Source organism: Microbacterium jejuense, assembly GCF_039544225.1.
In the GTDB taxonomy this organism is placed as follows: domain Bacteria; phylum Actinomycetota; class Actinomycetes; order Actinomycetales; family Microbacteriaceae; genus Microbacterium; species Microbacterium jejuense.
In genome coordinates this window covers 477,396-501,826 of record NZ_BAABLG010000005.1, presented here as the reverse complement: position 1 = coordinate 501,826, position 24,431 = coordinate 477,396, and the positions used below count along the sequence as shown (strand labels likewise).

Sequence of the window (24,431 nt, the reverse complement as noted above, 5' to 3'; positions counted from 1 at the left end):
GCGATGCCCGATCCCGTCGAACTGGTGCTCGCCGACGGCGTCGCGCACCTGACCCTGAATCGTCCCGAAGCCGCCAACACGATCGACCTCGCCGTCGCGCGGCGATTCCGAGACCACATGGTGACGCTGGCGCGACAGCGGCCCGCGGCGGTGGTGATCACAGCCCGCGGTCGCGCGTTCTGCGGAGGCGGTGACGTGCGCGAGATGAGCGAGGCGCCCCATCTTCCCACCTACCTCGACCTGCTGGCGGGGACGTTCCACGAGGGGCTGCTCCTGCTGTCCGCGCTGGACGCACTCATCATCGCCGCGATCGACGGGGCGGCGGCGGGCGGCGGGCTGGGCCTCGCACTCAACGCCGACGTGCGGATCGCCTCGACACGCGCCCGGTTCCTCACGGCGTACGAGACCGTCGGGCTCACCCCCGACAGCGGCGTGTCGTACCTCTTGCCGCGAATCGCCGGCCTCGGGCTCGCCACCGAGATGAGCACGCTCAGCCGCACGGTGGATGCCGCGACAGCCGCCCGCTCCGGCATGGTCGCCGAGGTCGTCGAGGCCGACCCCGCCGCGCGGGCCGCGGAACTCGCCGCGTCAGCCGCCGGCCGCTCGCAGGCGCACATGTCCGCGACCCGCCGTCTGCTGCGCGACGACGCCGAGGACCGATACTCGGCCGCCCTCGACGCCGAACGCGCGGCTCTCGTCCGGGCCGCGGCATCCCCCGCCGCACTGTCGCTCATCCGCGGCTTCGCACATCGTCAGAGAGAGAAGCAGTCATGACCCTGCCCGCGCTCCAGACCCAGGGCACGCTCGAAGGCAAGACCATCGTGATGTCCGGCGGCAGCCGTGGCATCGGCCTGGCGATCGCCCTGCGCGCAGCGCGCGACGGCGCCAACGTCGTACTGCTCGCCAAGACCGACCTCCCCGATCCCCGCCTGAACGGCACGATCCACGATGCGGCCGCGCAGATCGAGGCGGCGGGAGGGCGGGCTCTCGCCGTCGTCGGAGACGTGCGATCGGATGATGCGGTGGCCGACGCCGCGGCCCGGGCCGTCGATGCGTTCGGCGGCATCGACATCTGCGTCAACAACGCCAGCGCGCTCCGGATGAGCGGGACGCTGGATCTCACCCCCTCGCAGTACGACCTCATGCAGGACATCAACACGCGCGGCGCCTTCATGCTCACGCGCGCCTGCCTTCCGCACCTGCGCGAGAGCGAGAACCCCCACGTGCTCACGCTCAGCCCGCCGCTGAACGTCACCTCGCAGCGGTGGCTGGCCGAATTCCCGGGCTACCTCCTGTCGAAGTACGGGATGAGCCTGGTCACGCTCACGATCGCCGCCGAGTTCGCCGGATCAGGCGTTGCGGCGAACTCGCTGTGGCCGCGGACCACGATCGGAACAGATGCCGTGCGCAACCTGCTCGGGGGCGACGATGCGCTCACGCGCGCTCGGCGGCCGGAGATCATGGCCGATGCTGCCTACGCGATCCTGACGACGCCGTCGCGGGAGCGCACCGGGCAGCTCCTCATCGACGACGACGTGCTGCGTGAGGTCGGCGTGACGGACTTCTCGCCGTATGCCTACTCCGGCCGGGACGAGGACCTGGACGGCGATTTCTTCCTGGACTGAGTCAGAGGCTCTTGAACGCCTGAACCGCGGCGAGCGACGAGGCATCGACGATCTCGTTGCCGTACCGCTCCAGGACGATGGCCTGGGTCGCGCGCAGGTGGGCCGTCGCGAGCTTGGTGACGCCTTCCACATCGCCCGCCGTGATGAGCCGGACCAGCGCCGCGTGCGTGCGGAACGACTCCTTCTGGGGCTCGACGCCCGGGTACTGCGAGGCGGCGTTGGCGGACTCCGCCCAGATCTGCTCCTGGATGGACCAGATCGCGACCATGCTGCGCACCAGGAGCTGCATGGTCTGGTTGTCCAGCCCGGCCACGAGGACGTCGTGGAACACCCGCGCCGCGGCGGAGTAGCGCGCGCCGTCGCCGATGTGGGCCTCCGTCTCGGTCAGGCTGGCCTCGAGAGCGGGAAGGATCGTCTCGGCCCGGTCCTCCCGGGCGGCGCACGCCGCGGCGCACATCGGTTCGAGCGTGAGGATCGTGCCCGCGAGGTCTGCGACGGTCACGCCCTGCCCCTGCAGCGACAGCCCGAAGGCGTACGCTGCGGACGACCAGTTGGGCTTGTGCACGTAGGCGCCGCCGAACTTGCCCCGTCGCACGGTGATCAGCCCCTCGGCCTCGAGGATGCGCAGTGCCTCGCGCAGCGAGGGGCCACTCACGCCATACTGCGCCGTGAGGTCGTCCTGCCGCGGGAGCGGCATGTTGTCGGACTCGCTGCGCAGGATGCGCTTGCGCAGGTCGGCTGCGATCGACTCGGCGACGCGGGGCGAGAAGCCCAATCGCGCGCCCTGGCCCGTGCCGGATTCACTCACGCTTGCGCCTCACCTCGTGGAACTCTGATTCATCGCAAACCTTATACGGTTATGCATTTCGAGCTCTGGGAAACACGCTACGCGTAGCGAACACTCTCCTCGGTCCGATCCGTGCGAGGCGCGTCGGCGGAACCGAAATCGGCCCAGCCGCCAGCATCGATCAGCGTCACCAGACGCCCGGCGGTGCTGTGGGCGCCTTCGGGGAGACGGCGCACGAGCTGCGAAGCGCGCGACAGCCACGAGACGTCGACCTCATCCGTGAAGCCCATCGCACCGTGGAGCTGGTGAGCACCCCGGAGCACCGTAGACGCCGCCGCCTGCGCCGCCGATCGCAGCGCGACCGCATCGACGAGCGCGCCGTCGCCCGCGGTCGCGATGCGCCAGAGCGTGTACTTGCCGAGTTCGCCGAGCGCTTCGACGGCGACGGCCATGTCGGCGAGCTGGAATCCGACGCCCTGGAACGAGATCAGGCGGCGGCCGAACTGCTCGCGCTCACGCGTGTACTGCACGGTGTCGGCCGCAGCGTGCTCCAGCAGCCCCAGCAGCCACCATGACTGCAGGGTGATCCCGAGCGCCGCGGTCTGCGGGGAGCGCTCGCCGGTCGGATGGAGCGTCATCTCGACGGCGAACGGAGCGATCTTCGTCCCGAGCGCATCCGACGCCGGCGCGAGCCGGTGGGTCCGGCCACTGGGGTCGACGCCCGCCCAGGCCAGCGGCAGATCGCCGTGCGCGACCAGCGCCGATGCCTCTTCGCCGACGACGGCTGTCGCATCCGCCTCGCCGCACCTGGCGAACCGCTCGGCGACCGGGTACGGGAGCGCGTAGAAGCCGGCAGCCTGGCTCGCTGCCGCGGCCACCTCCAGCTGGAGCGGATCCGCGAGCGGCTCGAGGTCCCACAGCCCGACGGCGTCGACGAGGTCGCCCGCGACCCTGCGGACACCCGGGTCATCCACCGCCCGGCGCAGGAGGTCGACACCGCCGGCGCCCGCGATGCTCTCCCTGAGGACATCGCCGACTTCGACGGCTTCTTCGGCCAGGGACGAGTTCATGTTTGCTCCAGGGATTTGGCGATGGTCTGCTTGTTCATCTCGACCGTTCCGGATGCCACGGTGGCGGCCTGCGAGTAGCGCCAGTGGTCCTCGACCTCGCGCTCGAAGTAGGTCGACGCGGCGGTCGCGCCGACGGCGTCCCGTCCGAGCATCTCCATGAGGATCTCTGCGGACTCCTGGTCCAGCGTCGTCACGACGATGCGGTAGGCGGCTGCCGAGAGCGGAGAGAGGTCGGACTCCTGAGAGCCGACGAGCCGATACGCCAGCAGGCGCGCCTGTCGTGCTCGCACCAGGGCTGCGGCCCACCGCTCGCGCAGCGAGTCCGGCACGTCGCCCCAGCGGTCGGCGAGCGCTGCCGGTGCTTCCCGCAGCAAGCGCTCGGAGCGGGCGTAGCGGGCGATGCCGATGCGCTCGAACCCGAGCACTTCGGCGACGATGTCCCAGCCCGCGCCGATCTCACCGAGCACCTGGTCATCGGGGACCCATGCCCCATCGAGGTACACCTCGTTCAAGTGGTGCTCGCCGAGCATCGCTCCGATCGGCCTGACCTCGACGCCCGGCTGGTCCATCTGCATGAGGAAGACGGTGATGCCGCTCTTGCGTCCGCCGGCCGGGCCGGTGCGGGCGAGCAGGAAGCACCATCCGGCCATGCGCGCATACGATGTCCAGACCTTCTGCCCGGAGATGGACCATCCGCCATCGACCTTGTCGGCCTTCGTGCGCAGCGCAGGCAGGTCCGAGCCGGCGCCGGGCTCGCTGAACCCCTGGCACCAGACCGCCTCACCCGCCGCGATCGCGGGGAGGTGCTGTGCCCGCTGCGCGGGAGTCCCGTGGCGCATGATCGCCGGGCCGACCCAGTTGACACCCATGTACTGGGCGCCGCGCGGTTCATGCGCCGCCCACATCTCCTCGCGGACGGCTGTCTGCTCCCACACGTCGGTCGCAGCGCCGCCGAACTCACGGGGCCACGCCGCGGCGAGCAGCTGGCGCCTCCCCAGTTCGCGCGAGAACGCCTCGGTGAGGGCGAAGTCTGCGGGGTCCGGCGTGAACGCGCCGAGAAAGTCGGCCGGAAGGTGCTCCGCGATGAGAGCACGCAGGTCGGACCGCAACCGCGAGACGGACTCGGGTTCACGGTAGTCGAGCACGTATCACCACCTTGTGATCTGTCATTTAACTTTATAAAGATTACAGAGTAATCGTGGCGATCATAGCAACACCGACCGCTAATCTTCTAAAGGATTGATAGAGTAACGCTCGTGAACGAAGCAACGTCAACGGTGACGGACGCCACCATCGACTGGGACGCATACGTCCCCCGCGAAGAGACGCAGGCGATCGTCGAAGCCGCGCGCGAGCACTTCGCGTCGCTGTTCTCCCCCGACGATCTCCGGCGCATCCTCGACGGCGGGGGCCGTCCTGATCTATGGGGACCGCTCGTCGATCACGGCTACACCCTCATCGGGCTGCCCGAGGAGCTCGACGGACTGGGCACGATCCTGGATCTCACGGCGCTCCTCGAAGAAGCCGGACGCGCCCTGCTGCCCGCGCCGCTTCTGACCCACGCGATGGCCGCGCAGATTCTCCTGACGGCGGGGCTGCTGGAGGACACCACATCGTCGTCGCGGCTCGCGTTCGCGCGCATCCACGGCGAGGTGCTCCAGGTCTTCGACGGCGAGGACGCCGAGATCGGCGTCGCAGTCGATGCGGCGGGCGCGGCCAGCACGATCCACGTGTTCGCGCTCACCGCGTCGGACCGCGACATCGTCCCCGCGGTCGACCCGTCGCGCCCGTTCGCGCGCCTTGCACTCGACACCGTCTCATCGCAGGAGAGCACCGGGGCGCCCGCACTGGATGTCGTACTGGCCGCGCCACGCACGTGCGCGGCCGCGGATCTCGTCGGCGTCGCCGCCCGCGCTCTCGACGGTGCGATCACCCATGCGCTCGGTCGCGAGCAGTTCGGGCGGCCGATCGCGAGCTTCCAGGCCGTCAAGCACCAGCTCGCCGACGCCTACGTCCTTCTCGAGCGTGCGCGAAGCCTGACACTGGGCAGCGCCGTGGCCCTCGGCGTCTCGCGTGACTCCGACGAGGCATCCCGCCTCTCCCGTCTCGCGAAGGCCGCCGCCGCGGACGCCGCAGCCCGGAGCGTCGCGCTGCAGACCCAGCTGCTCGGCGCGATGGGACTGACCTTCGAGTCGGACGGCCCGCTCGCGGTCCGCCGCGCGCGTCACACCATCCCTCTGCTGGGCGATGCCGGCCAACTGTATGCCGCCGTCGCGGCCGAAGCACTGGGAGTGACCCGATGACCGACTCGCTGACGCAGTTCCGCTCCTTCCTCGATGCCGTCCTGCCCGACGACTACGCGATCGCGTACACGGCCTACCGCGAGGACGAAGGGCTTCGCCGGGAGTTCCAGGCTGCGATGTTCGACGAGGGATGGCTCATCCCGGACTGGCCGTACGGCCTCGGCGGGCGCGACCTCCCGCTCACCGAGGCGCTCACGATCCGGATCGAGGGCGCCCGCCTGCGCATCCCGCGCGAGATGAACATCCAGGCCGCAGGCGTGGTCGCTCCCGCGCTGCGGGCGTTCGGCACCGCCGAGCAGCAGGAGCGGTATCTCCGCCCGACGCTGCGGGGTGAGGCGTGGTGGGCACTGGGGATGTCGGAGCCGGGAGCAGGCTCCGACCTCGCCTCGCTGCGCACGACGGCCGTCCGCAGTGGCGACTCGTTCGTCGTCAACGGCCAGAAGGTCTGGACGACGCAGGCCGACGGGGCGCGGTGGTGCACCCTGTACGCCCGTACCGATGCGACCGCGCCGAAGCACCGCGGCATCAGCTGCCTGATCGTCGACATGGATGCCCCCGGCATCACCGTCCGCCGGATCCGCACCGCCGGACCGTCGATCGAGTCCTTCTGCGAGGTGTTCTTCGACGATGTCGAAGTGCCGGCAGACCGGCTGCTGGGAGAACTGAACGGCGGTTGGCGCGTCGCGCTGTCGGCGCTCGAGCATGAACGCGACATGATCTGGGTCCACAACTGGCTGGAGATGCAGCGCGCCCTCGCCCCGGTCCTGGATGACCCGGCCGCGCCGTCGTACGCGCACGAGCGGCTCGGGCGGCTCCTCGCCGACACCGAGGCCATCCGCCTCACGGGCATGCGCAGTGTCGGCGCCCGTACCGCGGGCATCGACTCTCCGATCTCAGGCATCCTGAAGCTCTTCGGGTCGGAGTCGGTGCAGCGCGCCGCCGCACTCGCCCTGGAGCTCGGCGCAGGTGAGGACGAGGCCCCCCTCGCCCGCTTCGACGAATACCTCGAGTCGATGGCGGCGACGATCTACGGCGGTACCTCCGAGGTGCAGCGCAACATCATCGCCGAGCGCGTGCTCGGCCTGCCGAAGGGAGCATGACCATGACCGATCTGCCCGACGCCTCCGGTCCTCTGGCAGGGCGCGCAGCCCTGGTCTCAGGATCCGGCCGCGGCATCGGCCGCGCCATCGCCCTGTCGCTCGCCGAGGCCGGTGCGACCACGGTCATCCTGGCCCGCAACGCGGAACAGGTCGCCGAGACTGTCGCTCTCATCACGGCCGCGGGCGGTCACGCCGTGGCGGCGCCTGCCGACCTCACGGACGCGGAGTCCGTGGCCGCTGCCGTGGATCCGGTGCTCGCCGAGCTCGGCGGCATCGACATCCTCGTGAACAACGCCGGCGTCAACCTGAAGCGCCCGTTCATCCCCTTGCCGGTCGACGACGGTGTCGCCGTCGGGCAGCCGGGCTCGGGCCCCGCGAGCGTCGGCATGGCCGACGATGAGTGGGACGCGATCTTCGACACCCACGTGCGCGCGTCGCTGCTGCTCGTCCGGCTGGTCGGCCCGGGCATGCTGGAGCGCCGTTGGGGGCGGGTGATCAATGTCGGCTCCAGCGCCGTCGGCCGCACGCCGAACCTGTCGGGCCCCTACAAGGTGGCCAAGGGTGCGATGATGCACTTCACGCGCGCCCTTGCGAAGGAATGGGCGGAGTACGGTGTCACGGTCAACGCGATCGCGCCGGGCCACTTCCGCACCGACATGTCGAAGGCTCTGCACGACAGCGAGGAGGGGCAGGCGTGGCTCCGGGAGCGGATCCCGATGCGTCACGCCGGCGACGTCAGGGAGTTGGGCGCGCTTGCCGCGTTCCTCTCGGGCGATCTGGCTTCGTTCATCACCGGGCAGGTCATCTACGTCGACGGCGGCGAGACCCTCTGATCGAAGGCCGCTCGAGCCGATGAGCGGTCCACCGTCCAGCCGTCCAGGGCGGCACGCTCGACCGCGCGAGCAGCACCCCACGACGCCTGCTGACCATCCGCGTACAGACGCACCGCGTTCCCGATGCTCGCGGGATCGAGCGCGGCGATCGCCCCGGCGAGCTCAAGGGCGCGACGCTGCAGCGATCCATGCTCGACGACCTCGTTCACGAGACCCCAGTCGTATGCCGTTCGCGCGTCGACGGGCTGTCCCGTGAGTGTCAGCTGGCGCGCCCGCCAGACCCCGATCGCGGCGGGCAGTTCGGTGCTCAGCCCCCATCCCGGCGTGAGGCCGAGCTTGGCGTGGGTGTCGGCGAATCGCGCGTCGGCGGACGCGATGACCATCGAGCACGCGAGCGCGATCTCCAGTCCCCCCGACACACAAGATCCGTTCACCGCGGCGATCGTCGGCGTCGACATCGCTCGCAGAGCTGTGGCCGGATCGACGGGCAGGCGGCTGTAGCCGGACTCATCGAGCAGCTGCCTCGCATCGACACCGCTGGTGAATGCCGGGTCGGTTCCCGTCAGGATGACGGCGCGGACATCTGGCGCGGCGTCCGCTTCCTGCAGCACCTCGACCAGGCGTGCGCGCGTGGCTCGGTCGAGCGCGTTGCGCGTCGGAGGATGGTCGAAGGTCAGCACCATCACGCCGTCGGCGATGCGAGCGTGGAATCGGATCTGATCGGACATGGCAGCCTCTCTCGTTCATCTCTATAATGATTGAAGTAATTATCGGAGGCAATCGACGATGACACTCCCCGATCACATCGCGAGACGTATGACGCTTCCGATCGTGTGTGCGCCCATGTTCCTCATCTCCGGGCCTGAGCTCGTCGCCGCCGCGCGTGACTGCGGGTTCCTCGGGGCGTTCCCCCGCCAGAACACCCGCACCGCCCAGCAGTTCGCCGACTGGCTGAGCCGCATCCGCGACGCGGGTCAGGCGACGAGCGAGCTTCGCGGGCGCGCCCCGGGGCCCCTGGCCGTGAACATCCCGACGACGCTTCCCCCCGACGAGATGGCCGCAGATCTCGACGTCTGCGCGCGATACGGGGTCGACATCGTCATCACCTCGGTGGGCAAGCCCGACGTCGTCACCCGGCTGGCCCACGAGAGGGGCCTGCTGGTGCACCATGACGCGACCTCGGTCGTCTTCGCTGAGAAGGCGATCGCTGCAGGAGTGGACGGGCTCAACTGCATCGGGGCGGGTGGCGGCGGCCACTCCGGCACGGTGAGCCACCTCGCGCTCATCCCGCGGCTGCGGTCGATCTTCGACGGCACGATCTCGCTTGCCGGCGCGGTCGCCGGCGGCGCGGCCGTCCGCGCCGCGGAGGTGCTCGGCGCAGATCTGGCGTTCGTGGGCACGCGCTTCGCCGCCACCATGGAATCGCGGGCGAGCCCCCTCCAGAAGGAGTGGATGGTCAGCGGCGACTCGCGGCGCCTCCGCTACACCGCGAAAGTGAACGGCGTGCCCGCGAACTGGATGCTGGACTCGCTGGAGCACCACGCCATCGACATCGACGCACTCCCCGACCCCACCCATCGCGGGCACGAGCATCTCCCCGCCGGTGTGCGCCCGTGGCGCGACCTGTGGTCGGCCGGGCAAGGGATCGAACTCATCCACGACACGCCGCCCTTCGCCGAGCTCGCCCGACGGCTGGCGATGGAGTATCTCGACGCGTGCGACACCCCCGACCATCGGCGAACCGCCCAGGAGCTCGCCTCGCCCGAAAGGACTCCCCTGTGACCGACGATCGCCTCGACGCACTCCCTCGGAGCGAAGACCTCCTGCTCGGCCGCTCCGGGTCATCGCTGATCGTCACGCTCAACCGGCCATCGCGTGCGAACGCGTTGACGGAGTCGATGATGGACGATCTGCGTTCGCTGTGGCGCGAGGTCGCCGCAGCGCGCTGGGTGCGATCGGTGATCATCACCGGGGCGGGCACCGCGTTCTGCGCGGGCGCCGACGCGGGCATGCTTGCGCAGCCGCGGACCCGCATCGGGCGCGACGCCGCAGAGGAGCTGTCCTTCGTGCCCGGCCCGCACCTCGACGTGCCTGTCATCGTCGCCGTCAATGGTGTCTGCGCCGGCGGAGGCCTCCACTTCGTCGCCGACGCGGACCTGTGCATCGCGGCCGACACCGCCCGTTTCGTCGACCCGCATGTCACCGTCGGGCAGGTCAGCGGCATGGAGCCGGTGGAGCTCATGCTCAAGGCGCGTCGCGACGTCGTCGTGAGGATGGCGCTGCTCGGCCGCTCTGAGATGCTCGACGCCGATCGCGCGAAGGAGGTCGGGCTGGTGTCGGAGGTCGTGCCCCTTGACGCCCTGCCGGCACACGTGGCCGCCCTCGGCGAGCGCATCGCGGAAGGCTCCCCGGAGGCGGTCCGTGCAACCCGTGCCGTGATCCGCGACTTCGAAGCCGACGTGATGCGCCGCCACATGGACGCCGGCTGGAAGGCCGTGCAGGACCACTGGGCCCATCCCGACGCCCACGAGGGTCCCCGTGCGTTCCTCGAGAAGCGCACGCCGCGATGGGCGGAGACGGACTGACCGTGCTCGAGGCCAAGCGCGTCATCATCACCGGAGCCGGCCAGGGCCTCGGCCGCGCATACGCCGTCGCCGCGGCCCTGGCGGGAGCGGCGGTCGTCGTCGGCGACATCGACGCGGAGGCCGCCGAGCAGACCGTCGAGGCGATCCGCGCGTCGGGCGGCCGCGCCGTCGCGGTGACGGGGTCGGTCGCCGAGTGGGCCGTCGCGCAGCAGCTCACCGCCCGCTGCGTGGACGAGTACGGCGGTGTCGACGGCCTGGTGGCGAACGCCGCGATCATGCGCAACGCGGACCCGTGGGACGACACGGAGGAGGACCTGAGGGCTGTCGCAGAGGTCAACGTGCTCGGTGTGCAGTTCACCGCCCGACATGCGATGCGCGCCATGGTGGAGTCCGGACGCGGCGGTTCGGTCGTCACCGTGGTCTCCGGCGCCCGGGACGGGATCGCGGGAATGAGCGCGTACGGAGCCTCGAAGGGCGCTGTCGCCGCGATGACCGCGAACTGGGCACTGGCCGGCCGGGCGCACGGGATCCGAGTGAATGCCATCTCACCGCTCGGACTCACCCGCATGTCGCAGGCCGATCATCGCTCCGACCGGCCTCCGATGCCGGATCCGTCGCGCGTCGCGCCGCTCGTGACCGCGCTGCTGTCGGACTCCAGCGCACCCCTCACGGGCGCCGTGCTGCGGTTCGACGGAACGGCCCTCGGCACCTACGGCTCATCGCTCCGAACGGTGGCGACGTCGTCGACGGGCTGGCGGGCCGAGGACCTCGCCGCCGCGCTCGTCGAGGAGGCCGCGCAGTGACCAGGTTCGACCACCGGGTCGCGATCATCACCGGCGCCGGCAACGGCATCGGAAGGGCGACGGCCCGGATGTTCGTCACCGAGGGCGCCACCGTCGTCGGCGTCGATACGGATGAAGCCGCCCTGGGCGCCGTGCGCGCCGAGCTCGGGCCCGCCTTCGAATCCTTCCCGGCCGATGTCGCCGACGACGCACCGGAGCACGACTATGTGTCCGCGTGCGTGGCCCGTCACGGCCGTATCGACGTCGCCTTCCTCAATGCCGGCATCTTGGGCCCCTCCGCACCCATGGACGACTACCCGCTCGCCGCGTTCGACGCGGTCATGGGCGTCAACGTCCGCGGGGTGTGGCTCGGCACCACCCGTGCGATGCGCGCGATGCGCGCGCAGTCCACGGGCGGCGTGATCACGATCACGTCCTCGACGGGCGGCCTGCGCGGCAGCGGCGGGATGGGGGCGTACATCACGAGCAAGCACGCCGTGGTCGGCCTCATGAAGGCGGCGGCGATCGAAGGAGGCCCCTTCGGAATCCGCGTGAACGCCGTCCACCCGGGGCCGACGGACACGGCGGTGTGGACCTCGGCCGCGCCGTCGAAACGGGAGGAATCGGATTCCACGGGTGTCGGGCTTCCGCAGCTGTACCGTGTGGCGGATCCCGCCGAGATCGCGGCCGTCGTCGGCTTCCTCTCCAGTGACGAGGCCGCCTTCTGCACGGGGGCGTCCTATCCCGTCGACGGCGGGCTTCTGGCTGGTCCGCCCTACCGGCATCCCCGGTCGGCGCACTGACGAACGAAGAAGGGGTCCCGCCCGAAGGCGGGACCCCTTCTTCGTGGCCATGCCTTACTCGACGGGGACGCAGATCCCCTCGGGCGAGCAGGGCTCGGTCGACCGGTAGAGCTGCAGCTCGCTCGCGTCGATGCCGATGCGCTTGTCGGGCCCGAAGACATACACGCCGTTGGCGCCCGTGAACTCCTCACCGGAGGTCAGGTACGTCTTGATCGAGTCGCCGTCGGTCTTGCCGGTGTCCGCCACCGCCTGGGCGATCAGCACGGACCAGTCGAAGCTGTTCGCACCGACCGTGTCGAGCGGGGTGAACTCCGTCTTGTCGAGCGCGTCCATGTAGCGGGTGACGAACTCCGAGACGACCCCCGTGGTGTCGAGGGCGGGGTCGAGGAACGTCTTGGCCATGGGGCCGGCGGCGAGATCCTCGGCCAGCTCGGCGGGAGTCGCCTCGACGATGGCCGGCGTGCCCAGACCGAGCGTGCCCGCGGTCGGGGGGTACCAGCCCAGCTTGTCGAACGAGCTCATCACCGTGACGGCGGGGGTCCCATACGGCCACATGACGACGGCGTCGACGTCGGCCTGCTGCAGCGTGCTGAGCTGTGCCGTCGCGTCGCTCGCCGAGGCGGGGAAGCTGACCCGCACGAGCTCGAGGTCGGGGTAGTCGGCCTTGGCGATGTCTTCGGTGAGGTCGGCCTGCGCGACGGCGAACGCGGAGGCGTCCTCGACGAGGCCGATCTTGTCGCCGAACTGCGACGCGTAGTCCAGCAGCGGCGTGATCGCCGTGTCACCCGCGTTGCCCGCTCCCGTCGAGAACGCGTACTTGTAGCGGTGCGAGTCCCCCACCTCGGGAAGCACGGCGGCGATGCCGCCGGAGGTGCCGCCCGGGATCTTGACCTGGTTGAGCACGTCCTGCACAGCGGGGAACGCCTCGGTCGTGAAGAAGATCGCGGTCGCGCCGGCCTGCGCCAGCTCGCGCGTCTGCGCGACGGCGGCGGTCGCCTCGCCCGCGGTGTCGCGCTCGACGACCTCGATGGTCATACCGGGATGCAGCGTCTCGGCGTACTCGGCACCGGCCTTCAACCCCGCGAGGGAGTTGATCCCGGATGCCGCGAGCGGGCCGGTCAGCGAGCCGACGAACCCGATCGTGAGCTTGTCGGGGAGCGCGGGCGCACTCGAGCTCTCGCTCGGGGACCCCGCCGCACCTCCCGTGTCACTCGAGCACGCGGCGAGCGAGAGCGCCAGTGCTCCCGCGACGGCCGCCACTCCCAGCAGCCTGCTCTTGGTGCGGAACATGTTTCTCCTTTGATTTGTCGGGTGCCGTCTAGGACAGGTAGGCGGCGTGCAGCAGATCCGGCAGCTCCGGATCCGTGCCGTTCACCTCGTGGACGATGTGACCGTGCCGCAGGACCAGCACGTCGGCCGCGAGGGTCTGCGCGACCTCGAGGCGCTGTTCCACCACGAGGACGGCGTAGCCGAGGTCGCGCAGCGTCGCGATGATCTCGGTCGTTCGTGCGACGAGCTTCGGCGCGAGCCCGTTGGTGGGCTCGTCGAGCATGATCGCCTGGGGCGCGCCGGCGACGGCACGGGCGATGGCAAGCATCTGCTGCTGCCCGCCGCTGAGCCGGCCGGCCGCCCGGTTGAGGTGCTCCTTGAGCTCGGGCAGCAGCTCCAGCGGCTCGACGGGCGGCTTCGCGCCGGATCGGGGTCGAGCGACATCGAGGTTCTCGGCGACCGTCATCTCGGGGAACACGTGGCGCCCCTCGAGGACGTGGCCCAGTCCCGCCCGTGCCCGTCTGCTCGCAGGAAGGTGACCCAGCTCGACGTCACCGAGGCGCACGGTGCCGATTGCCGGGGTCAGCCCTCCGATGCCGTGCAGCGTCGACGTCTTGCCCGCGCCGTTCGCGCCGAGCAGCACCACGCATTCGCCGGGCCTCACGGTGAAGCTCACGCTCTCCGCTGCGATGACGGCGCCATATCGCACCGTCAGGTTCTGGACGACCAGTTCGCTTCCCATCACACCGTTCCCATGTATGCGGCGCGGACCGCCTCGGCATCGTGCAGGTCGTCGGGGTGCCCTTCCCACAGCACCCGGCCGAGGTCGAGCACGACGATCCGGTCGACCAGACGGCTGACCATCTCCAGATGGTGCTCGACGATGATCACCGCGACCCCGGCGCGCGCGACGTCCTTGACGATGGCTTCGAGCGCGTCGATCTCGGACGCGGACAGACCGGCAGCGGGCTCATCGAGCAGCAGCACCTTGGGGCACCGCGCAACGGCCATCGCCGCTTCGAGGAACCGCAGCTGCCCATGGCCGAGGAACCGGCTCTCGCGGCGTCCCATCTTCAGGTCCTCCGGCTTCAGACCACCGGCTTCCAGAAGGGCGAGCGCAGCGGTCCGGCACGCGGCGACCCGCTCGGGCGACGCCTCGAGCTGCCGCTGCACGGCGATCTCGATGTGTTCGTCGATGCTCATGCCGGCGAAGGTCTTCGGCGTCTGGAACGTGCGGGCGATGCCCCGGCGTGCGCTCTCCTGCGGACGGGAGCGGCTGATGTCCGCGCCGTCGAGGGCGACGCTGCCCGACGAAGGGCGGTAGTAGCCGCCGATGATGTTGAGCATCGTGGTCTTGCCCGAGCCGTTCGGTCCGATCAGCCCGAGGATCTCGCCTTCGCGCAGTTCGAGCGTGACGCCGTCGACCGCCTTCAGACCACCGAAGCTGCGCTTGACCTCGTCGACCTTGAGCACGACGCCCCTCTCCGCCCCGGGTGCGGCCGCAGGCGCCGTCTCAGACTCGTCGGAGAGGGATGCCGCCGCCCCAGGCTCCGTGGCGGCATCCAGACGCAGGGAGGTCCTGACCGGATCAGCGGCTGCGGCGGTGCGGCTGAAGAGCCCGCGGGGGCGCAGCCGCATGAGCAGGACGAGCAGGACGCCGTAGACGATGATGTTCACGTGCGGGTACGGCGCCAGCATGAGCGGCACGATCACCAGGATGACCACGCCGACGAGGGGACCGAGCTGGGACCCCAGACCGCCCAGCACCGCCATCACCAGGAAGAGGATCGACAGCGACGGCAGGAACGCGTCGGGTGAGATGTAGACCGACAGGTAGGCGAACAGCGCGCCCGCCAGCCCGCCCATGCCCGATCCCACGGCGAACGCCGCGACCTTCGTGAAGTAGCCGCCGATACCCAGGGCGGATGCCCCGATCGACTCGTCGCGGACTGCCGCGGTCGCGCGACCGACACGGCTCGTGCGGTAGCGGGCGTGGAACCAGAATGCGAGGAAGGCGATGCCGATGATCACGAGGGGCACGAACCACTCCCACAGCACATAGCTGTCGGGGTCGAACGACAGGAACGGGGTGATGCCCGAGATGCCGCCGTGGCCCCGCGTGAGGTCGTCCAGCGCGACCAGCATGTCGGAGACGACCAGCACCGTGCCGAGCGAGAGCATCGCGAGCCCGAGGGCCGCGAGCCGCCCCGCGGGCAGACCGACCAGCGCTCCGACGGCGACGCCGCTCAGGAGCGAGAGGGGCAGGGTCAGCCAGATGGGCCACATGTAGGTGCCCGCGAGGATGCCGGCGACATATGCGCCGACCGCGAAAGCGGCGCCCTGGCCGAGCGAGAGCACGCCCGAGAAGCCGATCGTCACGTTCACGCCGTACACCGAGACGAGGTAGACGCAGATGAGGAGGACGACGTAGGCGGGGTACGACATCGGCCCGGTGATGAGCAGGATCGCGAGTGCGACCACGACCATCACCAGCCCCTGGATGGACGGCATCACCGCGACGCGGCGAAGCGGCGCCGGCAGCCGATCCAGTACGCGGTCGAGGCCCCGGTTCACGGCATCCTGCACCGCATAGCTGCCTGTCCGGAGGTTCTCCTGGAGACGTGCCATTTTCAGACCTCCCGAACGGGCCGCGAGCCGAAGATCCCGTGCGGCCTGACGACATAGACGAGGACGAGCAGCACGAAGACTGCGAGGTTGCCGAAGAGCGGCCCGATGTAGACGGCGGCGGCCTGGCTCACCAGCCCGACGACCACGCCACCGATGACCGCGCCCGGAACGCTGCTCATCCCGCCCATCGAGACCGCGACGAATCCGTAGAACAGGAAGAAGATGCCGAGGTTGGGCATGAGGATCTGCGAGGACGCGACGAGGTATCCGGTGATCGCCGCGATGACGGCCGAGAGAAGCACGGTGATCTGCGAGGCCCGCGCCCGAGAGATCCCCAGCGCTTCCGCCCCGCGCACGTCCTGCCCGACCGCCCGGAGCTCACGACCGACACGCGTGCGGCGGTAGAAGATCAACAGGGCCGCCGCCACCAGCAGCAGCACGGGAAGAGTCGCGAGTTCGGCCCACGACACCCGGAACCCGAGGAACGTGAAGGGCGTGGAGGGGATGCCGAACGGGAAGTACGTCGCCTCTCCGCCCGCGGGGATGGCGAGGATCTCGGTCAGCACGATGCTGACGCCGAAGGTGGAGAGGATCCACGAGACCGCCGACCCGGACTGCACGAACGGCCGGATGGCGACGACCTCTGTGACCAGCGCGGCGATGAGCAGGGCCGCGAATCCGAAGAGGAACGCGAGCCACACCGGCACACCCGCGGCTGCGCTCAGCAGGATGACGATGGGGGCGAGGACGACCAGCTGGCCGTGGCCGAAGTTGATGACGCCGGTCGTGAGATGCAGCACGGCGAACGCGACGGCGATCAGACCGTATATCGCCCCCTGCGACAGCCCGGGCAGCAGAATCGACTGGATGAATTGGTCCATGTGTTCGGGTTCCACCTCGGAGTCGACGATGACGGGAAGCGGTTTTAAACTATATAAAGATTAGAGGATTTGCAACCTCACCCCTTTCCACCGTTGAGGACGGACAATGACGACCGATACCCCCCACGTCGAGCGGCCTGCCGCAGGGTCGCGGCGAGCGATCGAAGAGAGCTGGCGCGCGCACGGATTCCACACCGACGAGCAGCTCGGCTGGATGCTCGAGGACCGCGCCCGCACGATGCCCGACCGGACCGCGGTGATCACGCCCTCGGCGCGGTTCACCTATCGCGAGCTGCAGGTGCGCGCCTCGGCGATCGCACGCACCCTGGTCGCCCGCGGCGTCCGCAGTGGAGACACGGTCTGCTGGATGCTGCCGACCGATGCAGAAGCGGTGTGCGTGGCATCGGCGATCTGGCGGATCGGCGCGATCAGCAGCCCGATCGTGCCGATCTATGGGGCCAGGGAGATCACGGCCGTGGTCGAGCAGTCCCGGCCTGTGGCGGTCATCACGAACGCGGTGGTGCGCGGCCGGCGCCTGCCCGAGGAGTTCGACGAGGTGCTGCGGTCGGTCGGGCACGAGCCGCGCGTGCGGCTGCTCGCGGACGGGGAGCACGCGGGATGGCTCGATGCCGAGGACGAAGGACCCGGGGCGTTGCCTGAGTCAGTGCTCCCCGCGCCGGCCGAGGCGCCCTCCCTCATCCTGTACACGTCGGGGACGGAGGCGGCGCCGAAGGGGGCGGTGCACTCGACCGCCGGCCTCATGCACGAGCTCCGCTCCTGCGTGACCGAGTGGGGCATCACCTACCGCGACCGTATGTTCATGGCATCGCCGATGACCCACATCACGGGTCTGCTGCAGGGGTTCCTCATCCCGACGCGGGTCGGCGGCGCGGCGATCCTGATGGATCGCTGGAACGCCGCGGAGGCGATGGATCTCATCGAGCGCCATGGCGGAACCTATATGGCGGGCGCGACCCCGTTCCTGCGGGAGCTCCTCGCCGCCTACGCCGCCGCGGGCCGCACGACGTCAAGCCTTCGCCAGTACTGCTGCGGCGGCGCGGCGGTGCCGCCCGAACTCATCCGCGCGGCGGACCGGCTGGGCATCGCCGCCTACCGGGCGTGGGGGATGACGGAGCTTCCCACCTCGACTCTCGCCAACGAACTGGACCCGCTGTGGGCGCGAGCCGAGACGGACGGACGCCTGGCCCCCGGTGTGGAGCTGCGCGTCGTCGACGACGACGGTCGCGACCTGGACGCAGGCCGCGAGGGAAATCTCCTCCTTCGCGGACCGGAGATGATGCTCGGCTACGTGCGCGCGGATGCCGCACCGCCCGCCATCACTGAGGACGGCTGGTTCGCCACCGGCGACGTCGGCTGCCTCGGTGTCGACGGCTATGTGCGGATCAGCGGTCGCACCAAGGACATCATCAATCGCGGAGGCGAGAAGTTCAGCGTGCGCGAGATCGAGGACCACCTGCGCGCCCATCCCGGCATCGAGGCCGTGGCCGTCCTCGCCGTCCCGGGTGGGCGCCTCGGCGAGCGCATCGGCGCAGTCATCGTGGGCGACTCCGGTGTGAGCCCGGCAGCGCTCGCCGCGTTCATGACGGCCAGAGGGGTCGCGAAGCAGAAGACGCCGGAGCTCGTCGTCCTCGTCGATGCGATTCCGATCAACGCCACCGGGAAGGTCGACAAGCGCGCTGTGCTCGCCCTGTTCGACGGGCGCTGACGCCGGTCGGAGCAGTTCCGCAGCGCCCGCGGGGGCTCCGCGCGAACACACGCGGAAATGTCCGGTGAATTCCCTCTCACCCGTCGCGCCTTCGGCGCTACGATCACAGCACCGTCTGGAAGCGGTAGTGGGGGCGTTGGGCCGAGCGCTTCGGACGTGAGCTGAAGGAGTCATCGATGAGCACGAAGAACCTCGCACTGGTGGTCGGGTCGTACGACGACACCGCCGCCGCCTCCGAGGACTACGACGCGCTGCGCAGCGGTCAGGACGCGGGCGGCTACGAAGTGATCGGCGCGGTGGTGCTGGTGCGCGGCAAGGACGGCAAGGTGCAGGTGCACGAGCACGGCGACAAGTCCGTCGGCCACGGTGCCGCATGGGGCGCCGGTGCGGGCGTGGTCGTCGGGCTGTTCGCTCCGCCGCTGCTGGCCGCGACGGCGATCGGCGCGGGCATCGGCGCGGTGCTCGGCAAGATCAAGAAGGGCCACGACGAGAAGAAGTTCGGCGTCGACGTCGACGAGTACCTCGCGCCCGGAACCTCGGCGGTCGTCGCCGTCGTCGACGACAAGTGGGCGGACAAGGTCGAAAAGGCCCTGACCCGCGCCAACAAGCGCATCAACAAGGCCATCGAAGCCGACGACTACGAGAAGCTGCAGAAGGCGCTCGCCGAGTCGGCCGACGACGTCGTGGAGCAGATCAACTCCTGACGGATCAGACGCACCCCTGGGGCGTGGCACGGAGCCGCGACCCAGGGGTGCGCTGTTCCCCCTAGCGGGCGAGCCCCGCCGGCTGCGCGGCAGGCTGTCGCTGCGTGAGGTCGATGTCGGCCGGCAGCTCCAGATCGGGGCCGTACTCGGTGCCGAACGCGTGAACGTCGCCGTCGCTCCACGTCGCCCAGCCGGGGTCGCCTTCACGGGCGAAGGCCCCCCAGGCCCGCATCATCCGGCGTGACACGTCGAGCCGGTCCAGGCTCCGCCCGGTGAGCGGCACCCGATCGACGGTGCCGAACACGTAGGCCAGCTCGAGACTGTGGCACGCACCCAGCACCCCGCCGAGCACCTCGGTCGGCTGCTGGAACTCGTAGGCCCACACCCGGTCGGTGCGCTGGGCCGCCAGTGCGGCGATCTGCCGCGCGGGTTCCTGGAACATGAGCGCGCTCAACCGCCGTGCGAGCAGCAGATGCGGGGGCTCATGCGGGAACCGCTCCGCCAGCGCGTCGTAGTCCACGCCGTCGACGGCCGCGAGCGCGTCGATGCGCCTCGCGACGTCGGCAGCCGTGAGCCCACCGCCGTACGAGTCGTCCTCGGCGAGGAACATGCCGGCCTCGTGGGTCGTCCAGCCGATGAGCAGAGCCTTGTCGGCGAGCGCTTCGGGCGCATCCTCGAAGAACGGATGCCGCGGCAGATCCTTCGCGTCCAGGGACGGCGCGAAGCCGGGGATCGCATCGAGGGCGATCCTGGTCTCGCCGCGACCGGCGGGCTCCAGCGGCTGCCGCCGCAGCACCTCGGCCTGGGCCTCGATGAGCGCGGACAACGGCAGGGCTCGCAGCTCCTCCGGGGTCGCGGCATCCACGATGGCGGTCACGTCCGCACGCAGGCACTCCGCCGCCTCGGCGGTGTTGGCGCGCGCGATGGGCCCGCTCATCATGATGGAGCGGGCGAACAGGTCCCGCGCAGCGGGCATCGCGCCCAGCGTCGCGACCTTCGCGCTGCCGCCGGACTGCCCGCAGATCGTGACGTTGCCGGGATCGCCGCCGAACGCGGCGATGTTGCGCTGCACCCACTCCAGCGCGGCGACGATGTCGAGCATGCCGGCGTTCGCCGAGCCCGGCTCGCCGAGTCCGCGCAGATCGAGGAACCCGAGGATGCCGAGCCGATGCGTGACCGTCACGACCACGAGCCCCTCGGCTTGGGCGAGCACGTCGCCGTTGAACGCCATCTCGTTCCCCGAGCCGTGGGTGAACCCGCCGCCGTGCAGCCACACGAGCACGGGAAGGGGTTCGTCGCCGGCATCCGACGGGGTCCAGACGTTCAGCCGAAGGCAGTCCTCGCTCATCGTCGCGCCTTCGACCGGGTATCCGGTGCGCGGGTACAGCAGGGTCAGCAGGTGCGCGCCGCGTCGGTTCGACGCGAGCCGGGTGTCCGCCTGCGGGGCGGAGGGGCCGAACGCGAGCGCGTCGCGCACGCCCTCCCATCGCTCCACTGGCTGTGGCGGCCGGAACCGGTTCGCGCCGCCGGTGTCGGCGCCATAGGGCACCCCGAGGTAGCTGCGCACTCCGGCGCTGTCGATGCCGCGCAGCAGGCCGGCATCCGTCTCGATGATCGTGTACGCCATCTCAGCGGACCTTTCGGATCGGGGCGATGAAGAACGCCGAGAGCAGGGCGACCACCGCGGTGAAGATGAACAGCGGGGCGTACCCACCGGTGAGGGTGATGATCATCGCTGCCAGGAACGGGCCGGCGATCTGCGGACCGGTGGTCGCGACGTTGAGCAGGCCGAGATCGCGAGCGGTGTTCTCGGGGTCGGGCAGCACGAGTGTCATGATCGCCTGGTCGACCGCGGAGTACACGCCGAAGAACAGCCCCACGACGACGGAGTAGACGAGCATGCCGGTCCAGGTGGGCCAGATCGCCGGGATCGCCGCGCCGGCGCCGATGCCGATCGAGGCGACGATCACGAAGACCTTGCGACGGTTCAGCTTGTCGGAGAGCGGGCCGGAGATGAGCGCGGCGATGACCGAGACACCGAGGTTGATCGTGCCGAGCAGGGCGACCGCCGTGGCCGCGTTGCCGCCAGGCAGGTTCTCGACGCCGATGTAGTCGGTGAGCGTGTAGAGCTGGTAGGTCGCGATCGTCCAGTAGCCGACCATGATCGTGGCGCGCGACCAGAACGCCCACGAGAAGTCGTGGTCGCGCAGCCCCGAGAAGAAGTGCCGGATCGACTGCCGCTCGCCGGTCCCGGCGGTCACCTGCTGGTTCGCCGTCGGGTCGGGACAGAAGATCACGAGGAACAGCGTGCCGACGATGAGCAGCGCGCCGATCAGCAGGTAGGCGACGACCGGGGTCTCGACGAAGTAGGGCGCGATGTTGAGCCCGTAGATCACGCCGATCGCGATCGCGAAGCTTGCGATGCCCGATACGAATCCGCGGCGGTGCTCGGGCACGCGGTCGGGCATGACCGCGGTGATGACCGCCTGGAACGCGCTCATCGTGACCATGACGAGCAGGTACGCCGCTCCGAGCCAGAACAGGCTCGTCATCCCGCCCAGCAGCGCGAGGAGCAGGAGTGCCGCCACCGACGAGACGATCAGCCACGGCGCGCGACGGCCGAACCTGCTCCGTGTGCGGTCCGACAGCGATCCGAAGACCGGGTTGCCGATGGCCGCGGCCGCGGCCCCGATCGAGGCGAGCACGCCGTAGGTGGCGACCTTTCCGTCGGGGTCCAGCATCGCGATCTGCGAGGGCAGCACGATCTGCTGCATGCCCTGGAAGATCGCGTACATGCCCGCGTTGGCGAGCAGGAACCCGACGACGAATCGGGCGCCGCCGATGATCTTCGGCGACCCCGCCGACGGCGAGCCGGTGCTGTCGGGGGCGGCGTCCGTACGGACGCCTGCGGGCTGGGTAGTGTCGGACATCGACGACCTCCTTGTCGCGGCTCGGTCGGGCACCGAGTCCAGATGTATTATTTTCAGAGCCAGAAATAAAGTCAAGCACCGATGCGCACGACCTTCGACAGAACCCGCGGCACCGACCTCGCCGACGTGCGGCGCGAGAACCTCCACCGCGTCCTCGAAGTCGTGCGCACCGAGCCCGGGAGCAGCCAGAACGACATCTCCGCGCGCACCGGCCTCGGAGTGGCCGCCGTCAGCTCGCTGGTGAACGAACTGCTCGATGCGGAGGTGCTCGAAGAGGCCGAGAGCAGCGCCCCGCAAGGCCGGGGACGCCCGAAGCGCGCGGTGCGGCTGTCGGGCCGCTGGGCCGACGTCGTCGGCGTGAGCATCACCCGCACGCTGATCACCGCGCGGGCATCAGCCCTGTCGGGTGCGCCGATCGGCGCGGCGTCGCAGTCCTTCTCAGCTCCCCCGACGCCCGACGAGGCGATGGATGCCGCCGCCCGCCTGATCGCGGCGGCGGTGGGAGATGCCGGCCGGGGGTCCCGCGGGCCGCGCATCGTCGTCGCGGTACCGGGAGCGTGGGCCTCGACCGGTTTCGGCGGCATCGAGCTGGACTGGCAGCACGTCGACTTCTCTCCGCTCTCGCGTGCACTCATCGATCGCGGCCTTCCCGAGCCCCTCGTCGGCAACGACGGCAGCCTCGCCACCTTCGTCGAGGGCCGCGAGGGCGCCGCGGCCGATTTCTCCAACGCCGTCGTGCTCTTCCTCGGCCGGGGACTCGGCGGCAGTGCCGTCATCGACGACGCACTGCTGCGGGGAGCGGCCACCGCCCCTGGCTTCGGCCACACTTCGCTGGACCCGGACGGCGCCCTCTGCGCCTGCGGTCAACGCGGATGCGCCGAGCTGACCGTGTCGCTCACGCAGTTCGCCGCGAAGCTCGAAGAGACCGACGATCTCGACGGTTCCCAGCCCGCCGAGTACGCCCGCCGGCTCGCCGAGCGCGCCGGCGACGGTGAGCCGCGTGTGCTGGACGTGCTGGCCGAGGCGCAGGCCACGCTCGCCCATCTCGGAGCGATCGTCGTCTCGCTGCTCAACCCCGAGATCGTCGTCCTGAGCGGACCGGGCGCGCCCCTGGCCCCCTGGCTGCTGCCGGAGGCGGTCGGCGGCATGCTCCCCGTGCCGACGGCACGGGGCCGCTTCGACGACGACACCGCGGTCCTCGGAGCACTCGCCGCGGCCCAGGAGCTGTTCCTCTCCGACCCGCTCGACACCCGCGCAGGCAGCCCGGCGGAGTGGTCGTGAGCCTCCTGCACGGCTGACACCGGCCAGGATCGACGCTCAGTCGTAGGTGTCTGTCCAGGAGGCGATGTCGACGCCGTGGTTGTCGGGCGATGCGAGCGACCACCACGCGGGAGCATGCGAATCATCGGCCAGTCTTCCGCCGGCGGCGAGTGCGGCATCCACTCGCTCCTGCGCCCGCTCGGCCGGGACGAAGACGTCGAAGTGCGTCCGGCCCCGCGCGGGGACGTCGCCCGAGATCGGGTTGAAGGCGAGCTGCGGCCCGCAGCGCAGCGGGTCGACGGCGTCGGTGTCGCCGAGATCGTCGTAGCCGAGGGCCGCGCGGAAGAACGGCCGCGCGTCGACCTGCGAGTGCTGCGCGACGTAGACGCCGATCGACTGGACGAGCGCGGGCTCCGCGACGAGTCCCTGTTCCGCCGCCGCCAGCGACACGGCCGCTGCGAACTCCGCCGCGGCGGCGGGGATGCCCTCGGAACCGCGGTTCGGGATGCGGACGACCACGGCCTCCGGACGCACGTCGATGTCAGGCAGCACACCGAAGCGCTCAGCGGCCACGACGACCGGCGTGACCAGGCCCGCCGCCTGCGCCAGGGAGTCCGCCGTGAAGACCGCGTGCGGGCCCGCCCCGGTCACACGCCAGTCGGTCACTCCCGGCGCCCGATGGAATCCGGCTGCCGAGAGCCACTGCGCTGGTTCTTCCGACTCGCCCACATGCACCCTTCCGATGGATGGCGGACCCCACGGTACTCGCGGGCCGACGCGTTGTCAGTCGTGGTGCGTGTGATCCGCGACGTCGGGCTTCGCGCGCAGGACGTCGGCGATCTCCTCCTCTGGGCGGGGCGCGATGTTCTCGTCCTCCTCCAGCTCGGGGATGCTCGGCTCTCCCTCGGCCGGGACGTGATCGTGGACGGCGTGCTCGTCGGAACGTGACACCTCGGCTCCTTCGTTCGGCGTTGCTCACAGCGTAGCGACGGCATCCCCCACCGACCTCGGACGAGTGGATGCCGCGGCCGCAGGCATCCACGTTTTCCGAGGTCGCAGCGCAAGACGCCTGTTTCGGCTCTGCGCCCCTGTCGCCTAGACTCCACCGGAGTATCCCCCACGTACGACGCCGTATGCCCCCAGAT

General features: G+C 70.3%; 24 protein-coding genes. 12 read left to right on the top strand and 12 right to left on the bottom strand.

Going from position 1 to position 24,431, the window contains the following annotated elements; translation table 11 throughout:
* The first annotated feature begins 3 nt into the window (after positions 1-3).
* Entirely contained in the window at positions 4-774 is a 771-nt protein-coding gene (locus ABEA46_RS11930; RefSeq protein WP_345544761.1) for an enoyl-CoA hydratase/isomerase family protein, read from the top strand.
* Positions 771-1,625 (top strand): SDR family oxidoreductase, encoded by an 855-nt coding sequence (locus ABEA46_RS11925; protein ID WP_345544760.1) that lies wholly within the window; start codon positions 771-773, stop codon positions 1,623-1,625. The genes ABEA46_RS11930 and ABEA46_RS11925 overlap by 4 nt, the downstream gene beginning before the upstream one ends.
* A gap of 1 nt (position 1,626) precedes the next feature.
* Here the strand turns inward: ABEA46_RS11925 and ABEA46_RS11920 are convergent, their stop codons facing one another.
* From ABEA46_RS11920 to ABEA46_RS11910, 3 genes are all read right to left on the bottom strand, one after another.
* Complete coding sequence (locus ABEA46_RS11920) at positions 1,627-2,433, bottom strand: FadR/GntR family transcriptional regulator (RefSeq protein WP_345544759.1); 807 nt, start codon at positions 2,431-2,433, stop codon at positions 1,627-1,629.
* 77 nt (positions 2,434-2,510) lie between these two features.
* Positions 2,511-3,482: an acyl-CoA dehydrogenase family protein gene (locus tag ABEA46_RS11915; RefSeq protein ID WP_345544758.1), complete on the bottom strand. Its 972-nt coding sequence runs from the start codon at positions 3,480-3,482 to the stop codon at positions 2,511-2,513.
* Positions 3,479-4,627: an acyl-CoA dehydrogenase family protein gene (locus ABEA46_RS11910; protein WP_345544757.1), complete on the bottom strand. Its 1,149-nt coding sequence runs from the start codon at positions 4,625-4,627 to the stop codon at positions 3,479-3,481. The genes ABEA46_RS11915 and ABEA46_RS11910 overlap by 4 nt, the downstream gene beginning before the upstream one ends.
* Before the next feature lie 111 nt (positions 4,628-4,738).
* Here ABEA46_RS11910 and ABEA46_RS11905 point away from each other — a divergent pair, with 111 nt between their 5' ends.
* Genes ABEA46_RS11905 through ABEA46_RS11895 form a run of 3 tightly spaced genes read left to right on the top strand, consistent with a single transcriptional unit; the run spans position 4,739 to position 7,718 of the window.
* The gene (locus tag ABEA46_RS11905) at positions 4,739-5,785 is read left to right on the top strand and encodes an acyl-CoA dehydrogenase family protein (protein ID WP_345544756.1); all 1,047 of its coding nucleotides are present in this window, start codon (positions 4,739-4,741) and stop codon (positions 5,783-5,785) included.
* The gene (locus tag ABEA46_RS11900) at positions 5,782-6,885 is read left to right on the top strand and encodes an acyl-CoA dehydrogenase family protein (RefSeq protein ID WP_345544755.1); all 1,104 of its coding nucleotides are present in this window, start codon (positions 5,782-5,784) and stop codon (positions 6,883-6,885) included. The genes ABEA46_RS11905 and ABEA46_RS11900 overlap by 4 nt, the downstream gene beginning before the upstream one ends.
* 2 nt (positions 6,886-6,887) lie before the next feature.
* The gene (locus tag ABEA46_RS11895) at positions 6,888-7,718 is read left to right on the top strand and encodes an SDR family NAD(P)-dependent oxidoreductase (protein ID WP_345544754.1); all 831 of its coding nucleotides are present in this window, start codon (positions 6,888-6,890) and stop codon (positions 7,716-7,718) included.
* Here the strand turns inward: ABEA46_RS11895 and ABEA46_RS11890 are convergent.
* Positions 7,691-8,446, bottom strand: coding sequence for an enoyl-CoA hydratase-related protein (locus ABEA46_RS11890; RefSeq protein ID WP_345544753.1), 756 nt, complete (start codon positions 8,444-8,446; stop codon positions 7,691-7,693). The two genes, ABEA46_RS11895 and ABEA46_RS11890, sit on opposite strands and share 28 nt — an antisense overlap.
* A gap of 58 nt (positions 8,447-8,504) precedes the next feature.
* On the opposite strand from ABEA46_RS11890, the gene ABEA46_RS11885 reads away from it, so the two are divergent.
* From ABEA46_RS11885 to ABEA46_RS11870, 4 genes are read left to right on the top strand one after another with little or no spacing between them, the layout of a single operon-like run.
* Positions 8,505-9,500 (top strand): NAD(P)H-dependent flavin oxidoreductase, encoded by a 996-nt coding sequence (locus ABEA46_RS11885; protein WP_345544752.1) that lies wholly within the window; start codon positions 8,505-8,507, stop codon positions 9,498-9,500.
* A complete protein-coding gene (locus ABEA46_RS11880) occupies positions 9,497-10,303 on the top strand; it encodes an enoyl-CoA hydratase/isomerase family protein (protein ID WP_345544751.1) in 807 nt (268 codons plus the stop codon). Before ABEA46_RS11885 ends, ABEA46_RS11880 begins: the two co-directional genes overlap by 4 nt.
* Positions 10,285-11,106: an SDR family NAD(P)-dependent oxidoreductase gene (locus ABEA46_RS11875; RefSeq protein ID WP_345544750.1), complete on the top strand. Its 822-nt coding sequence runs from the start codon at positions 10,285-10,287 to the stop codon at positions 11,104-11,106. Before ABEA46_RS11880 ends, ABEA46_RS11875 begins: the two co-directional genes overlap by 19 nt.
* Complete coding sequence (locus ABEA46_RS11870; protein ID WP_345544749.1) at positions 11,103-11,888, top strand: SDR family NAD(P)-dependent oxidoreductase; 786 nt, start codon at positions 11,103-11,105, stop codon at positions 11,886-11,888. Before ABEA46_RS11875 ends, ABEA46_RS11870 begins: the two co-directional genes overlap by 4 nt.
* Before the next feature lie 54 nt (positions 11,889-11,942).
* On the opposite strand, the gene ABEA46_RS11865 is transcribed toward ABEA46_RS11870, so the two are convergent.
* The 4 genes from ABEA46_RS11865 to ABEA46_RS11850 are packed head-to-tail and all read right to left on the bottom strand — an operon-like array spanning position 11,943 to position 16,666.
* Entirely contained in the window at positions 11,943-13,178 is a 1,236-nt protein-coding gene (locus ABEA46_RS11865; RefSeq protein WP_345544748.1) for an ABC transporter substrate-binding protein, read from the bottom strand.
* Positions 13,179-13,206: 28 nt separating this feature from the next.
* Positions 13,207-13,899: an ABC transporter ATP-binding protein gene (locus ABEA46_RS11860; RefSeq protein WP_345544747.1), complete on the bottom strand. Its 693-nt coding sequence runs from the start codon at positions 13,897-13,899 to the stop codon at positions 13,207-13,209.
* Entirely contained in the window at positions 13,899-15,785 is a 1,887-nt protein-coding gene (locus ABEA46_RS11855; protein ID WP_345544746.1) for a branched-chain amino acid ABC transporter ATP-binding protein/permease, read from the bottom strand. The genes ABEA46_RS11860 and ABEA46_RS11855 overlap by 1 nt, the downstream gene beginning before the upstream one ends.
* A 2-nt stretch (positions 15,786-15,787) precedes the next feature.
* The gene (locus ABEA46_RS11850) at positions 15,788-16,666 is read right to left on the bottom strand and encodes a branched-chain amino acid ABC transporter permease (RefSeq protein WP_345544745.1); all 879 of its coding nucleotides are present in this window, start codon (positions 16,664-16,666) and stop codon (positions 15,788-15,790) included.
* Between the two features lie 106 nt (positions 16,667-16,772).
* On the opposite strand from ABEA46_RS11850, the gene ABEA46_RS11845 reads away from it, so the two are divergent.
* Both ABEA46_RS11845 and ABEA46_RS11840 read left to right on the top strand, forming a co-directional pair.
* Positions 16,773-18,392, top strand: coding sequence for a class I adenylate-forming enzyme family protein (locus tag ABEA46_RS11845; RefSeq protein ID WP_345544744.1), 1,620 nt, complete (start codon positions 16,773-16,775; stop codon positions 18,390-18,392).
* 176 nt (positions 18,393-18,568) lie between these two features.
* Positions 18,569-19,096, top strand: coding sequence for a DUF1269 domain-containing protein (locus tag ABEA46_RS11840; RefSeq protein ID WP_345544743.1), 528 nt, complete (start codon positions 18,569-18,571; stop codon positions 19,094-19,096).
* Positions 19,097-19,157: 61 nt separating this feature from the next.
* Here the strand turns inward: ABEA46_RS11840 and ABEA46_RS11835 are convergent, their stop codons facing one another.
* The gene (locus ABEA46_RS11835; RefSeq protein ID WP_345544742.1) at positions 19,158-20,723 is read right to left on the bottom strand and encodes a carboxylesterase/lipase family protein; all 1,566 of its coding nucleotides are present in this window, start codon (positions 20,721-20,723) and stop codon (positions 19,158-19,160) included.
* 1 nt (position 20,724) lies between these two features.
* Positions 20,725-22,026 carry an MFS transporter gene (locus tag ABEA46_RS11830; protein WP_345544741.1) on the bottom strand — a complete coding sequence of 434 codons (1,302 nt, stop codon included), beginning with the start codon at positions 22,024-22,026 and terminating at the stop codon, positions 20,725-20,727.
* A gap of 81 nt (positions 22,027-22,107) precedes the next feature.
* On the opposite strand from ABEA46_RS11830, the gene ABEA46_RS11825 reads away from it, so the two are divergent.
* Positions 22,108-23,307, top strand: coding sequence for an ROK family transcriptional regulator (locus tag ABEA46_RS11825; RefSeq protein WP_345544740.1), 1,200 nt, complete (start codon positions 22,108-22,110; stop codon positions 23,305-23,307).
* Positions 23,308-23,343: 36 nt separating this feature from the next.
* On the opposite strand, the gene ABEA46_RS11820 is transcribed toward ABEA46_RS11825, so the two are convergent.
* Entirely contained in the window at positions 23,344-23,952 is a 609-nt protein-coding gene (locus ABEA46_RS11820; RefSeq protein WP_345544739.1) for a VOC family protein, read from the bottom strand.
* 117 nt (positions 23,953-24,069) lie between these two features.
* Positions 24,070-24,237: a hypothetical protein gene (locus ABEA46_RS11815; RefSeq protein ID WP_345544738.1), complete on the bottom strand. Its 168-nt coding sequence runs from the start codon at positions 24,235-24,237 to the stop codon at positions 24,070-24,072.
* Between the last annotated feature and the right edge of the window lie 194 nt (positions 24,238-24,431).

What these genes read in the sequence shown, in the direction of transcription:
- ABEA46_RS11930 (WP_345544761.1), top strand. Translation starts at nt 4, where the DNA reads ATGCCCGATCCCGTCGAACTGGTGCTCGCCGACGGCGTCGCGCACCTG.
- ABEA46_RS11925 (WP_345544760.1), top strand. Translation starts at nt 771, where the DNA reads ATGACCCTGCCCGCGCTCCAGACCCAGGGCACGCTCGAAGGCAAGACC.
- ABEA46_RS11915 (WP_345544758.1), bottom strand. Translation starts at nt 3,482, where the DNA reads ATGAACTCGTCCCTGGCCGAAGAAGCCGTCGAAGTCGGCGATGTCCTC.
- ABEA46_RS11900 (WP_345544755.1), top strand. Translation starts at nt 5,782, where the DNA reads ATGACCGACTCGCTGACGCAGTTCCGCTCCTTCCTCGATGCCGTCCTG.
- ABEA46_RS11895 (WP_345544754.1), top strand. Translation starts at nt 6,888, where the DNA reads ATGACCGATCTGCCCGACGCCTCCGGTCCTCTGGCAGGGCGCGCAGCC.
- ABEA46_RS11890 (WP_345544753.1), bottom strand. Translation starts at nt 8,446, where the DNA reads ATGTCCGATCAGATCCGATTCCACGCTCGCATCGCCGACGGCGTGATG.
- ABEA46_RS11885 (WP_345544752.1), top strand. Translation starts at nt 8,505, where the DNA reads ATGACACTCCCCGATCACATCGCGAGACGTATGACGCTTCCGATCGTG.
- ABEA46_RS11875 (WP_345544750.1), top strand. Translation starts at nt 10,285, where the DNA reads ATGGGCGGAGACGGACTGACCGTGCTCGAGGCCAAGCGCGTCATCATC.
- ABEA46_RS11865 (WP_345544748.1), bottom strand. Translation starts at nt 13,178, where the DNA reads ATGTTCCGCACCAAGAGCAGGCTGCTGGGAGTGGCGGCCGTCGCGGGA.
- ABEA46_RS11860 (WP_345544747.1), bottom strand. Translation starts at nt 13,899, where the DNA reads ATGGGAAGCGAACTGGTCGTCCAGAACCTGACGGTGCGATATGGCGCC.
- ABEA46_RS11855 (WP_345544746.1), bottom strand. Translation starts at nt 15,785, where the DNA reads ATGGCACGTCTCCAGGAGAACCTCCGGACAGGCAGCTATGCGGTGCAG.
- ABEA46_RS11850 (WP_345544745.1), bottom strand. Translation starts at nt 16,666, where the DNA reads ATGGACCAATTCATCCAGTCGATTCTGCTGCCCGGGCTGTCGCAGGGG.
- ABEA46_RS11845 (WP_345544744.1), top strand. Translation starts at nt 16,773, where the DNA reads ATGACGACCGATACCCCCCACGTCGAGCGGCCTGCCGCAGGGTCGCGG.
- ABEA46_RS11840 (WP_345544743.1), top strand. Translation starts at nt 18,569, where the DNA reads ATGAGCACGAAGAACCTCGCACTGGTGGTCGGGTCGTACGACGACACC.
- ABEA46_RS11835 (WP_345544742.1), bottom strand. Translation starts at nt 20,723, where the DNA reads ATGGCGTACACGATCATCGAGACGGATGCCGGCCTGCTGCGCGGCATC.
- ABEA46_RS11830 (WP_345544741.1), bottom strand. Translation starts at nt 22,026, where the DNA reads ATGTCCGACACTACCCAGCCCGCAGGCGTCCGTACGGACGCCGCCCCC.
- ABEA46_RS11825 (WP_345544740.1), top strand. Translation starts at nt 22,108, where the DNA reads ATGCGCACGACCTTCGACAGAACCCGCGGCACCGACCTCGCCGACGTG.